8 protein-coding genes, 1 tRNA gene and 1 pseudogene are annotated in these 12,494 nt (G+C 62.2%); 4 read left to right on the forward strand and 6 right to left on the reverse strand.

The features are described 5' to 3' along the window. Window positions 1-4,956 (reverse strand): beta strand repeat-containing protein (locus tag TX83_RS11825; protein ID WP_261370115.1); only part of this gene is annotated, 4,956 nt, incomplete at its 3' end. Window positions 4,957-4,992: 36 nt separating this feature from the next. Next, window positions 4,993-5,091, reverse strand: a pseudogene (locus tag TX83_RS24225) (ESPR domain-containing protein); the annotation flags it as partial. 995 nt (window positions 5,092-6,086) lie between these two features. Between TX83_RS24225 and TX83_RS22790 the strand changes: the two are divergent. After that, window positions 6,087-6,491 (forward strand): hypothetical protein, encoded by a 405-nt coding sequence (locus tag TX83_RS22790; protein WP_141233486.1) that lies wholly within the window; start codon window positions 6,087-6,089, stop codon window positions 6,489-6,491. A gap of 221 nt (window positions 6,492-6,712) precedes the next feature. Continuing rightward, window positions 6,713-7,297, forward strand: a complete 585-nt coding sequence (locus TX83_RS24230) for a deaminase (protein WP_079248196.1) — start codon at window positions 6,713-6,715, stop codon at window positions 7,295-7,297. A 1,391-nt stretch (window positions 7,298-8,688) separates the two neighbouring features. On the opposite strand, the gene TX83_RS22795 is transcribed toward TX83_RS24230, so the two are convergent. The 4 genes from TX83_RS22795 to TX83_RS11850 all read right to left on the reverse strand — a co-directional run bounded on the left by TX83_RS22795 (window position 8,689) and on the right by TX83_RS11850 (window position 11,815). After that, window positions 8,689-9,216, reverse strand: coding sequence for a hypothetical protein (locus TX83_RS22795; protein ID WP_141233487.1), 528 nt, complete (start codon window positions 9,214-9,216; stop codon window positions 8,689-8,691). A gap of 795 nt (window positions 9,217-10,011) precedes the next feature. Next, window positions 10,012-10,087 (reverse strand) — tRNA-Ile (locus tag TX83_RS11840). Window positions 10,088-10,097: 10 nt separating this feature from the next. Then, the gene (locus TX83_RS11845; RefSeq protein WP_064748157.1) at window positions 10,098-11,261 is read right to left on the reverse strand and encodes a tyrosine-type recombinase/integrase; all 1,164 of its coding nucleotides are present in this window, start codon (window positions 11,259-11,261) and stop codon (window positions 10,098-10,100) included. Continuing rightward, window positions 11,258-11,815 carry an Arc family DNA-binding protein gene (locus tag TX83_RS11850; protein WP_315851265.1) on the reverse strand — a complete coding sequence of 186 codons (558 nt, stop codon included), beginning with the start codon at window positions 11,813-11,815 and terminating at the stop codon, window positions 11,258-11,260. The genes TX83_RS11845 and TX83_RS11850 overlap by 4 nt, the downstream gene beginning before the upstream one ends. On the opposite strand from TX83_RS11850, the gene TX83_RS11855 reads away from it, so the two are divergent. Together TX83_RS11855 and TX83_RS11860 are read left to right on the forward strand one after the other, a co-directional pair. After that, window positions 11,814-12,017, forward strand: coding sequence for a helix-turn-helix transcriptional regulator (locus TX83_RS11855; protein ID WP_075575133.1), 204 nt, complete (start codon window positions 11,814-11,816; stop codon window positions 12,015-12,017). The genes TX83_RS11850 and TX83_RS11855 overlap by 2 nt on opposite strands. A gap of 70 nt (window positions 12,018-12,087) precedes the next feature. After that, window positions 12,088-12,351, forward strand: a complete 264-nt coding sequence (locus tag TX83_RS11860; RefSeq protein ID WP_064748160.1) for a hypothetical protein — start codon at window positions 12,088-12,090, stop codon at window positions 12,349-12,351. Window positions 12,352-12,494 lie beyond the last annotated feature (143 nt).

Raw genomic sequence — 12,494 nt, forward strand, 5'->3', positions numbered from 1 at the left:
GGTGCCGCTGTCGTTCTTGGCCAGGGTGGTGGCGCCGGTACCGTTGTTGCCGATCGCGCCAGCGAAGGTGTTGTTGCCGGTGTTGGTGCCGCCCAAGGCGAAGGTGCGAGCGACGTTCGTGCCGGAAAGAGTGACTGCACCGGTATTGGTGAATTCCAGTGCTCCGGTGCCGGAGGACTCGATGAAGCTGACGCCCGCGTTCAAAGTGAACAAGCGGTTGGAGGTGTCGCCATCGCCGACATAGCGCAGCGTCGAACTATTGCCCATCACCAGGTTGCCTGCCGCACTGGAGGAGGCGCCGACGCTGCTGGCCTGGCCGCCGTCGGCGAGACGGTCGACGATCAGCACGCCGCCGTTGAGCGTGGTGGCGCCGGTGTAAGTGCTGCTGTCGTTGGCCAAGCGCCAGGTGCCGGTACCGGCTTTGGTCAGCGAGGTGGCGCCGGCGCCGTTGTCGACCAGTTGGCCGGCATAGCTGTTGCTGCCGGTGTTGGTACCGGCCAGGGTCAGGGTGCGTGCGGTATTGGCTCCGGCCAGGGTCGCGGCGGCGGTGCTGGTGAACTCGATGATGCCGGTGCCCGATGCGTCCAGGGTGCCGCCGGCGGTGCCGAGGGTGAATTGGCGATCGGTGGTGTCGCCGTCGCCGACATAGCGCAGCGTGCCGTTGAGGGTCAGGCTGGCGGGCGCGGAGCTGGAGGCGCCGATCGAGCTGGCGACGCCGCCGTTGTTCAGGCAATTGACCGTCAAAGTGCCCGCGTTGATCGCCGTGGGGCCGGTATAGCTGCTGTTGCAGCCGGTCAGCGCCTGATCGCCGCCGCCGTTCTTGACCAGGCTGCCGGTGCCGCTGATGGCGCCGGCGTAACTGGCGCCGCCGTTGCTGAGGGTCAGCACGGCGTCGCCCAGGGTGATGTTGCCGCCGGTGCCGCCGCCGCCGTTGAGCGAGGTCACCACAGTGTCGAAGCCGGCCAAATCCAGCAGCACCCCGGCGGTATTGTTCAGGGTCATGATCCCCTGCGGGCCGAAGGCATTGGTGGTGCCCGCGCGCAGTATTCCCCCCGAAACCGCGGTGTTGCCGGTGGAGGTGTTGGCCCCGGACAGCACCAGGGTGCCCGCGCCGCCCTTGTTGAAGCCGCCGCCGCCGATGATCTGGCCGGTCATTTGCAGGGTGGTGGCCGCATTGGTCACGCTGATGGTATTGCCGGTACCGCCGGCCAACTGGAAGCCGCGATCGATGGTGACGGTGGCGCCGGTATAGTTCAGAACGCCGCCGTTGAAGACCAGGTTGGTGGGCGCGCTGGTCGAGGCGCCGATGCCGCTGGCGACCCCGCCGTTGGCCAGGCAGTTCACGGTCAGGTTGGCCAGCTGCAGGCTGGTGGGGCCGGTGTAGGTGTTGTTGCAACCGTTGAAGGTCTGGGTGCCGCCGCCGGCGCGGACGATGCCGCCGGTGCCGCTGATGGCGCCGGAGTAGTTGCCGCCGTCGCCGTTGATGGTCAGGGTGCCGGCGTCGAGGGTGATATGGCCGCCGTTGGCGCCGCCGCCGCTCAGCGGGCCGATGCCGTTGTTGAACCCCTCCAGGTCGAGCAGCACGCCGGCGGTGTTGGCCAGGGTCATCGGCCCGTTGGCGGCGCCGAACGCCTGGGTCGAGCCGGCGCGCAGGATGCCGCGGTTGACCGTGTTGCCGCCGGCGTAGGTGTTGGTGCCGGACAGCACCAGGGTGCCGTCTCCGTTCTTGGCCAGCCGGCCGGCGCCGACCGCCGCGCCGCTGACGGTCAGGGTGGTCGCGGCGTTGCTGACATCGACGGTGCCGTTGCCGGCGCCCACAGTGAAACCGCGGTTGGTGCCGACCGTGCCGCCGGTGTACTGCAGGCCGCCGCCGGCGAGTACGAGGTTGGCGGATGCACCGCCGGCAGCGCCGATGCCGCTGGCCGCGCCGCCGTTAGCCAGGGTATCGACCGACAGCAGGCCGCCGCTGACGGTGGTGATGCCGGTGAAGTCGTTGCTGTCGTTGGACAGGGTCAGAGTGCCGGCGCCGCTCTTGGTGAAGTTGGCGGCGTCGGGGCTGGTGACCAGCCCGCCGAAGATCAGATTGGCGCCGGCATTGGTGACTTCGACGCTCGAGCCGATGATGGCGCCGGATCTGGTGAAGGTAAAACCTCGATCGCTGGCATCGCCTGGGCCCGTGTAGCGCAAGGTGGCGCCTTCCAAGCGCAGGTTGGCCGGATCGGCCGACGAGGCGCCGATGCCGCTGGCTGCGCCGCCGTTGCCGATGTCGGCGACGGCCAGCGTGCCCTGCACCACCTGGGTGGCGCCGGTGTAAGTGTTGTTGGTGCCGGCCAGGGTGACCAGGCCGGTGCCGGCCTTGATGAAGCCGATGCTGCCGCCGTTGTCGACGATCTGCGAGGCGATGGTGTAGTTGCCGGTGCTGTTCTGCTGCACGCCCAATGCGCCGCCGACCGGGCCGGTCATCATCCCGCCGGTGATCAGCTGATTGGTATTCACCACCGTGGGCGCCACGATGATGGTGCCGTCCACGCCCAGGGTCTCGCCGGGGTTCACCGTCACGGTGGTCGAGGTCGGCGCGGTGTAGCGCAGGCCGGCTAGCTGGACGCTGCCGCTCACCGCGCCGAAGAATCCGTTCACGTCGGTGATGTATTCGTTGGCCAGCCAATTGGCGGCGTTGTCCTTGTCGGTGTAGTCGGCGTCGACGAAGGCGGCGATATTGCCGCCGACCACCTTGGCATAGTCGGTGCCGTTGACCGTGGCCCAGCCGCCCAGGACGGTATTGGTGGTGGTGATGTTGCCGCTGGTGGGCAGGTTGAAGTTGATCAGCCCACCGGTGCGGGTGATGGCGCCCAGGTTGACGGTGAGGCTGCCGCCAGTGCCGGACTTGGCGTCGATGGTGTTGTTGCTGCCGGTGATGTTCAGGCCGTCGAAGGTCTGGGTGTTGCTTTCGCCGTTGGCGCCGATGATGTTGAGCCGGCCGCCGCCCAGGTTGAGGGTGGAATCGCTGCCGATGATGGCGCTGCTCGGGCCGCCGGCGGGGCTGAAGTCCAGGTTGAGCGTGCCGCCGGCGATGGTGGTGTCGCCGGTGTAGGTGCTGGCGCCGGTCAGGGTTTGGGTGCTGGCGCCCAGCTTGGTCAGGCCGCCGCTGCCGGTGATGCTGCCGGCGTAGGTGCCGGTGCCTCCGCTCGCGCCCTGCAGGGTCAGGATGGCGCTGCCCAATGCCACCGTCCCGCCGCTACCGGTGATGTTGGGCAGCGTCTTGTCGAACCCGTTCATGTCGAGCGTGCCGCCGTTGACGACGAAGCTGCTCGAGGCGCCGAAGGCCCCGGCCGAGCCCGCGCGCAGCACGCCGCTGTCGACGATGGTGCTGCCGGTGTAGGTATTGGCGCCGGTGAGCACCCAGGTGCCGGCACCGCCGCTGCGCACATTGCCGCCACCGGACACGACTCCGGCCAAGACATTGGCCGAGCCGGCGTAGGAACCGCCCAGCGTCGCGGTGCCGCCGATGGTCGTCGGCCCGGTCAGGGTCAAGGCGCCGCTACCGTTGTTGGCGAGGGTGCCTTGGCTGATGGTCCAGGTACGGTCGCTGCTGGCGGCGGCGCCGGTATAGCTCAACGTGCCGTTGCTGCCGATGCTGGTGGTGCCGGTGCCCAGCGAACTGGCAACGCCGGTATTGCCGATCGCGCTGGCCCTGACCGTTCCGGCGCCGGTGATGTTGACGCCGGCGTTCGTGTTGGCGGTGCCGAGGGTGATGATCCGGCCGGCGTTCGCCGCGAGCGCGACCCGGGTGCCGGAGATGACGCCCAACAGCTCCAAGTCGGCCGTCTGCGCGCTGAACCCGGCCGTGCCGTTCGACGAGGTGATGTTGCCGGTCAGAGTCAGGGTGCCGGTGCCGGCGTTGGCGAGTCCCGCCGAACGGTTGTCGTTGACGAAGATGGACCAGTTGCGGTTCGACGTATCGCCGTCGCCGATGTAGGAGTGGGTGATGCTCGAACCGTTCGGGTTCGTCAGGGAAATGGTGCCGGTGGCCACCGTAGTGGGCGCGCCCAGGGCGCTCGCCTCCCCCAGGTTGCGCACCGAGGTAAAGCTCAGACCGCGACTGGCCCCGGTCGTGCCGGTGTAGTTGTTGGCGTCGTTGTTCAATGTATTGGCATCTCCGACGAACAGACTGCCGGTGCCGGTATAGAAAGCGCTGCCGACGCCCGCGCCGGTAATGTTCGTGGTGCCTGCGGTGAGCGTCACCGTGCGGCCGGCCAGAGTGCCCCCGGTCGCGCCGACGTTCAGCGCCCCGGTGATGTTGATGTTGTTGGTCGCCGCGCCGAGACTGGCGGCGCCGCTGGCGGTAAGCGAGCCGGTGACGTTGATGGTGCCGGTGAAGGTGTTGGTGCCTTGCAGATTGAGCGCGCCGGCGGTCACGATTGGCGCGCTGGTGAAACTGTTGTTGCCGGACAGGACGGCCGTGCCCCCGTTGACGGTCAAACCGCCGCCGAAGCTGTTGTTGCCGGTCAGGGTTAACGTGCCCGTGCCGGTCTTGTTCACCCGCCCGATGCCGTTGATTTGGGAGGCGATGGTGGTCGTCCCGGTCACCGAGATGGTCGGATCGACCCCGCCCAGGGTCAGGGTGTTGCCGGTGACCGTGTAACCGCTGGTCTGGAACGTCATGTTGTGGACGGTGATCGGCCCGCCCAGGGTGACGGTGCCGGCGGTGCCGCCGAAGAAAGCGTCGTCCAAGGCTGCGTTGTTCCACGCGCTGTAGGGACCGCTCACGCCGTCGTTGTTGGGGCTCCAAAAAGTGCCGGTGGTGTCCCAGGTGCCGGTGCCGCCGAACCCGAGTGCGGTGCGGTTCTGGTCCCAGTACCGATCCGCCGCCCAGGCCTGCGGCGACAACGTCGCCAACGCCACGATCACGCTCAGGGTTAACGGCCACGACGAGCCCGGCGAAAAGTCTGCGAACAAGTCGCAGCCGAACATCAACTCGCGTTTCGTGGTGCGCCTTTCGCGGCCGCTCTTCGCTCGGCCGGACGCGAGCTCGGACACGACGACCCATGCATTCTGCGCGCGGGACCAAATGATGCGGAATACGTGGTTCATAACCTATCCTCTTTGATTCGGCAGATCGACAAGTCGGCCACCTGGCTCAGGTACCAATTGAGTCGGTGCGGGATGGATCGGAGGCGACTAACGCCTCGTGCGCTCATACGCTGCAGTGGTTGCTCATCGGCTTCCGGCTTCGTCCCGGCACTAAGTGAAGGCAGCCTGTTCCACAAACGTGGTGTTTCATCAAGTAAACAGAACTCAGCCGCGGCGCCTGCGCGACGAGCCAAGTCAGTCGATCACCGAGTTCACCGAGGAGAATTCAGGCAAATACATGCCCAACAGGGCTCAATGCCGCCTGTCGCAGACCCACTCGGAATAGTTGCTGCCGACGCGGATATCTCCGCGATTCGACCTTATTCGGACCAACTGCCTTTGACGTCGTCCGATGCTCGGGCAAAGAGATATATTGGAACCGTGCCCTCCCCGATTGCACCCCGCCAAGTGATGGCGCACATGTCACGAAGCTGTCGTGCCTGATGTCACAAAAACTACCTCAGTTGTGCAATCCAGCACAACTAAGAAATCTCCTAGATGCTAGGTGCTCGTGCAGGGTTGCGACGAAGTCTTGAAGGATGACTCATGACCCTGTCAGTTACTCCTGTTCTAGCAGGCGCACGAAATCGAACGCGCGCGCAATTCGGCCGATGCCCTCGGTAGGCAATGACGTTCCAAGTGGGTGTATGCCATCCGCAGCGACTGCCGCAAGGACTGTGGCTTCGACAACGCGATGCCTTTGAGCTCACCTCTCACATCCCGGGTGACGACCAGGCAATCGAAGTGTCGCTTTTGGTGCAATGGAGCGGGCTCTCGCTGTCGGGGAGGGGGCTGAGCGCCAGCGAACCTAGTCCATATGGTGTGTAGGGTGTCATTGTCAACGCAACCAAGATGGACGGTCGATTGCCCGCAATCACCACTTCCAGTAGGCACCGCAGGGCTTGCTTACAGCTATCCGGGCGCATGCAGGTACGCATATGACCAGAAAGATCTTGATGAAGATCTATCTATCGTTCACTCACTCAACCTCACCGAGCACCTTCGTTCGGCCCACCATTCTGTCGGCGTTGGTCGAAGACGAAGACCCAAGCCGATTTGCCTCGCCAGAACTCGTGTCGCAACCGCCCGAAGTCCTCCGCGAGAGTTCTCTAAGGCGCCCGGGGCATCGAACCGCGCTGAGGAAGCGGCCATCCGCAACACGCCCCCTTGGTCTCGGATTCGCATCTCTTCAAATGCGCCAAAATCCCCTGTTCGAACCTCTCTATTCGGAGAGCAGCCGCCGTCGAAAACGCGTTCTTTTGGCGGTTTTCGCGCTTTGGCGTTGGACCAAGAACAACGCGGTTTCGACCGAAACGGGGCAGATCAACCCCACCATTCTCTCTCAGGGCGTTGGTTTTTAGTCCTACGCCCCATCTCGCGCACCCTTTCGAATCAGTGAATTAGCCTTGGACCCGAAAAAGCGGTTTGATGGGGTACATATCCTCAAAACTGGCGTTAAACCGCCCATCAGATGCTGCCTAGTCGCTGTCGACCTGGGTCTTGAACGCTTTGCGCGCCTCGTCGCGCGCGGGGAGGAACTGTCCCACTCGTAGTCGAGCTATGCGACGAGATAGCTGCGCTTATGCGGACAAAGGGTGTCAATCGCGACCTCGCCGACTCACTCGCTGACTCCATCCGCTCCAGCACATACTTACGCGATCTGATCGAATTCTCACGAGCAGTACACGCGGAGATGGACGCTCTCATAACCGCCGCCCGCAATGGCGGGAACGGCATACAGGATTGCGTCCTATTTACCACAACGTATCCATGCCATAACTGCGCCAGGCATATCGTTGCAGCAGGAATTTGCGCGGTTTACTTCATAGAGCCGTACGGCAAGAGCCTTACGGACGAACTTCATAGTGATGCGATAGATCACAATGCGGAGTCACCTCCAGATCAAGCAGACGGCCGAGAAAAACGGGTTGCATTTCTACACTTTGAAGGTGTATCGCCAAACCGATTCGCTAGCCTGTTCTCTCACTTCGATTCACGTAAGGACTCTAGCGGCAGGGTCACACCTTTTATTCCCGCGACAGCGGAACAAAAGGTTCCCGAGCTTCTAGACAACTATCGTGAACTCGAAGGCAACGTCGTCGAGCGTCTCTTGAAGAGAAAGGCAGCTATCGCTGCTGCGAACAACCCAGGTGGCGGGGCAGCATAGCTGTTTGCAACTCAGTCCGTACTGGTCTTCTCGTACATCGCAGCCACGACTTGCCCATCAATAAGCGCTACTAGCGGTGATGTCCGAAACGGCAAGCTCGAGCTGAGATAGGACTGATATCAGAGCTTGCCTAGCAAACTTCCATATATCCCGAGTCGGCTCATTAGTCGGATCAAGCGGCTCGATGTCGCCTTGGGCTCCAAAGATCGCCCCCTTCGTAAGCGTCTGATTTTCAACGGCGAGCAATGGTCGGCCGACCAAAGGCATTGGAGAAAACGGTCCGGAGAGAGGCGAAGAAAAACGCCAAATAAGCTCTCTGTGGATAACTCATCGTCCAATGGAAAACGCCAAAAACCTAGGAAATGAGACCTTTTTCTTCGTTGCGACGAGGCGCAGAAAAGGTTGAGGCTGGGAGTTTGGCGCGCTCAGCGGGATGCAAACCTCCGACCAATGGCCAACGCCCACTTATTGCGACCAAATTTGCGCCGTGGTTTTCACGTTGAGTGTTCTGGTTGACCTGTTGACGGCCGGAAAACTCACAAAAAAGTCCAGAGCCAACCCATTGATCTACAAGACTCTGAAAAATGGGCCTTTAGTTCCGAGACCACAGGCAGGGAGAAGAGAGAGGGAGAAGTGGCGAAACCTTCGCCAAACGCCGCTTTTTGCCGGTTCTCCGAAACCACGGCTTTTACGGAAACCCTCGAAAATAAGGGGCTGTTCTCGCCCCTCGGCGGGGGAGATAAACGCACGCCCGAAAGGAGTGGTGGAGCCACGGGAACTGGGTTCAAACCCTCTTGACGGGCGAACGGGGGCAATTGGGGGTCAATGAGGGCTATTGGGGGTTAGCGTCCGCTTTCGGCCAGAAGCGGACATCGCCCAACACCTGAATTAAGGGGGCCGCGAAGCGGCTTCCCATTGAATGAATTGTTATGCCCGATTTGCGGCGGCCTTCCTCGCGCGAAATGCAGCCAAGGCGTGAAGGACGTGCTGCGACCTCGCGGCCTGCTCCTGGGAGAGCGGCGCACGCTTGGCCTTGCGGAGTATGGACTCAAGAGCGGAAAAAGTATGGGCGAAGTTCAAGGAAGCAGATGGCGGCCTCCATAGACTCAGGGTCGCCAGCCGCGATGCGATCTAGCGCTCCGTCAAAGCCACCCGGAAAGGCCGGCTCGTTGTATCTGGAGTGGAAGGTCTCGCAGGCACGCTCCCACTCTTGGCGCTTGTCAGAGCTGCGATCCCGCTGCGCGAATGCCTCATGCACGCGCGAGTGCAGCCGCGCGACCTCCTCGGCGTTTGATTGAATCAACAGTTTGAGGCGATCGGAAGAATGGGGCATAACGCCTGAATTAAGCCGCGCCGCGAAGAGACGTCGGCTTGAATGAATTGTTAGCGCCTTAGTGGGTGCAGCTGACGCCGAGCCACTGCTGTACGAGCTGTAGCTTGTAAACAGCAGCTGCGCCAAGAGCAAAAGCTCCCAACATTAAGCCGCCAAGCCAAAACCAGAATGAGTATGGAACATGGTTGAAGAGCCACCTCAGAGTGACTTTGTCAGGAACCGCTAGCGGTGCAGGCACGGGCGTTGCGGCGCCAGGCTGGGCATTGCCTAATAGCTCTGGGTTGTTCTCCACTCGATTCCTCGCAGCAGAGGCGATGCTAATAATTCTTTCGACCGATGAGTAGGATGGCGAGTCGTAGAGGTTGGCTACGCCATGGTTGTAGGCGTCAATGACCATCTTGCTGTAGTCATTCTGTCCCATCGCGTCGTGAAAGAGATCACGTAGTTCTAGCGTGATCTGTTGAATTCGAGGCTCGTCGTCATCTGCCGCCAGGAGAGAATCACGCCCTTTTACAAACCGGGACAGAATTCCTCTTAGCTCATCGATGTAGCCGTCTGCTCTGCGGAGGTAGTCGTCTGGGTTCATAGGGCGCTAACCTCTGAGTTAAGCCGGCCCGCGAAGCGGGTTCGGCTTGAATGAACCGTTAGGCCGCAGCATTACGAGCGCGACCGGGAAAGAAACATGCCATACCGACGAAGTAGCGGCATTTGTGAGCAGAGATATAGGAACCCGGGTGCCATGGCAAGAGTCCAACCCGCCAAAACTGCGAGGATGTATGGCACAGCCTGTCGTTGAGCGGGCTCGTTAGTTGCCGTGACTAGGAAGACAAGGGAGCCGCCAAGAAGAATGGCAACGATGAGGTAGGCGAGCGTACCGAGGAAGACTTTCCCGCGCCTGTTGAATTTCTGCCCAATCCACAGGAGAACCTGCGTGTAACCGAAGAGAGAACATGTAAGGGCAAGACAGGCGACGACTGTGCGCAAGATGAGTTCTTGCCAAAACATGAGAGAAAAGTCCGTATGCGGCCTAACTACCTAATAGCCGGATCCCTGGGTCCGGTTATACGACTTATCCACAGCGCACCGTCTGATGAGCTATCCCCTTAATACGACTCGATCTTAGGCCGACTAGGCCCGGCTAACAAGCCGATGTACAACCGGACCCAGCAGGTGTGGAGCGCGCACTCAGGCGGATGTCTGCTTTGGGTCGGAAGCAGACACTGGTCGTGCCAGACCCCTGGCCATGGGGCCGCTGGGGGCTAATGAGGGCTATTGAGTTGGTGGCTTACGCTGACCAACACCACTCGCAGCGGCCCCACGTCGTGAGGGCTAATGAGGGTCGTTGGGGGCGAATGAGGGTCAATGAGGGCGATTGGGGGGGTGGTGGGCCCACCAGGATTCGAACCTGGAACCAAGGGATTATGAGTCCCCTGCTCTAACCGTTGAGCTATAGGCCCGTGAAGGGTTTCAGCGCTTTCCCCGAGACCGCGTGTGTAATTTCGGTGTAATTCTGCGGGTTTTCAAGCGCGTCTGCAGGGCGGCCATCGCGACCTGCATCGAAGCCGCATGAGTATATCGCTCGGCCATCGCTCTCGTCTTCCATCCCCCCATTTGCTGGATGGTTGCCGCGTCCAGGCCGGCGTGCGCAGCGTTGGTCGCCATGGTATGCCGCATGGTGTGGGGGGTGACGTGCTTGCGCAGCTTTGCGCGCTTCACGCAGCGGGCGAAGATCGAGTTGATCTGGTAGACCCGCCCGGACGCGGCGCGCGCCGAGGGGAACAGGAACTCATCCGGCTCACGGCCAGCGATGAGCTTGGTCAGGTACTTGGCCAGCACTTCCGGGATTGGCTGCTCGCGCTCACCGGCCTTGTCCTTGTCGATCCACAGGATTCGCCTGGTCGGGTCGACGTCGCGGACGCGCAGCCCAAGAACGGCTTCATGTCGCGCGCCGGAGTACAGGGCGATCATCACGAACGGGTGCGCGTGCTCGGACTGGTCTTCAGCGGCCGCCTGCAGCAACGCCGCGGCCTCCTCTGGGGTCAGGTAGACGAGTTTCCCCTTGGGCTCATGCTGGCGCTGTAGCTCTGGCACCACCGCCAGCAGTCGGCGCCGGCGCATCGTGTTGAGCATGTGCAGCAGCGCCGATCGCTCCCTATTGATCGTGCCTGGACCGGCGCCTTCTCCCTTCCTGGTGGTCACGTAAGCCAGCCAGTCGTCGCTGGAGAGCCGCGCAACGCTCCGGGCGCCCAAATGCGGGGTCAGGTGCTCCTTGAAGCGCATCCGCTTCGTGGCGATGTCCTTGCCGTTGTGCTTCTCCAGGTAAGCCAAGTAGTCCTCGGCCGCGGCCTTGACGCTGCGCGGCGCCCCTTGCTTGCTGCCGACCACCCCATGGCCTGCCGCGCGCTTCTGGGCCTTGAGCTTGGCGACGACTTCCTCAGCCTGCGTCCTGGTGTACCCCTCGGACTCGAGGCCGACGACCTGGTGGTGCCGCGCGCGGGCGACCATCACGTTGACCGACCAGCGGCCGTCCCCGTTGGGGAGGCGGGTGTATACGATTCCGTGCTCGTTGATCGATGCGCCAGGTCTCAGAGCGCGCATCGCGGGCCGCGTGAGCTTGGCAAAGGCTGTCATTCGGCCTTCGGAAAGAATACGTCGTTAATCAAGGCTTCGATTTCCACATTCAGCACCCCGATTCGGGCGACGGCCTCAGTTGCCTGGGCTTCTAGCTGCGCCACACGCGCCTCAAGTGCAGCTTTGTGCTCAATTTCTTCGATCTTCCTTGGCGATTTTAGGCGGTCAATCTCTGCCTTAAGCGCCTTCTTCTGTGCGAGCAAAACACGTGTTTCAGAGATGAGGTCGGCGCGCTCGAGCATCTTCGTTTCAGCGGCGCGTCCACTGACGCTGAATCCACTGAAGATGCTTCGCTTCGCCTGAAAGCTTTGCTCAAGGCGGTGGACAACCTCTGCGCCAAAGGTCCTTCCTGAATCCTTGGCCGACTCCATGAGTCGATCCTTGAGCTCAGCTGGGAGCCGGATATTGGTTTGCGGGTCGTTTCTGGCCATACGAAAAGATACCACGTAGCACGGGGCTTGCATCAAATGTAGCCCCGTGCTACAAGGTGGCCATTGGTAGCACGGGGCTACCTTGGAGGCCAGCAAAATGGGAATTTGTGACACGGCGGCCATGAGCGCTGCCGACCGGCTGAACGTAAGGGCCGCTGCGCGCTATCTGGGTATAGCCAAGTCGACGCTCGACAAGATGCGCAGCGACGGACGTGGTCCGCGCTACTTGCGCCTGGGAACGCGGGTCTTCTATCGCCCCAAGGACCTGGACGAATACGTGGCCAGTAAGTTCATCGAAACCACCGACAGCCGTAGCGCTGCCTGAAAAAGGCGGCGGGCCGAGTGCTGGACACACCCGGCCCGCCTTGATCAACCGTTCTGCGAAGGAGAACGAGATGACCCGATCCACTCTACACCGAAACAAATCCGAGACCATCGGCGAAACGCCGGCCGCGGGGTCGGAAAAATCCTACGCGACAGCGTTCAGCGACAAGGCAGAGCTGGAAGTGTCGTTGTTCCAGATCGAAGCAATTGGCGAATCCCTGCAAGAGCTATTCGAACGCCTGCCGATGGATCCCGCCCACGAGCGTCCACGGTTGCTGGCAAGCACGATCGTTCGCCTGTGCCACACAGCGCTGTGCGACGCGGGGTGCCGCTGACATGGCTACCACGTCGACCCTGCGACCTATCTCCCAGGAAGCCCGGGACGAGTACGACAAGTGCTCGGAACAGCTGAGGGGCCTGCTTAATCTCATCAACTGCGGAAGCCAGGACCCCGGCGGATCACTCCACGACGCCACGA

This window comes from Lysobacter antibioticus HS124, from assembly GCF_000336385.2.
Taxonomy (GTDB): Bacteria; Pseudomonadota; Gammaproteobacteria; order Xanthomonadales; family Xanthomonadaceae; genus Lysobacter; species Lysobacter firmicutimachus.

Excerpts from the sequence above, each read along its gene's own strand:
- TX83_RS11855 (WP_075575133.1), top strand. The coding sequence starts at position 11,814 with ATGAGCGCTGCCGACCGGCTGAACGTAAGGGCCGCTGCGCGCTATCTG.
- TX83_RS11845 (WP_064748157.1), bottom strand. The coding sequence starts at position 11,261 with ATGACAGCCTTTGCCAAGCTCACGCGGCCCGCGATGCGCGCTCTGAGA.
- TX83_RS11850 (WP_315851265.1), bottom strand. The coding sequence starts at position 11,815 with ATGGCCGCCGTGTCACAAATTCCCATTTTGCTGGCCTCCAAGGTAGCC.
- TX83_RS11860 (WP_064748160.1), top strand. The coding sequence starts at position 12,088 with ATGACCCGATCCACTCTACACCGAAACAAATCCGAGACCATCGGCGAA.
- TX83_RS22790 (WP_141233486.1), top strand. The coding sequence starts at position 6,087 with ATGAAGATCTATCTATCGTTCACTCACTCAACCTCACCGAGCACCTTC.
- TX83_RS22795 (WP_141233487.1), bottom strand. The coding sequence starts at position 9,216 with ATGAACCCAGACGACTACCTCCGCAGAGCAGACGGCTACATCGATGAG.
- TX83_RS24230 (WP_079248196.1), top strand. The coding sequence starts at position 6,713 with ATGCGGACAAAGGGTGTCAATCGCGACCTCGCCGACTCACTCGCTGAC.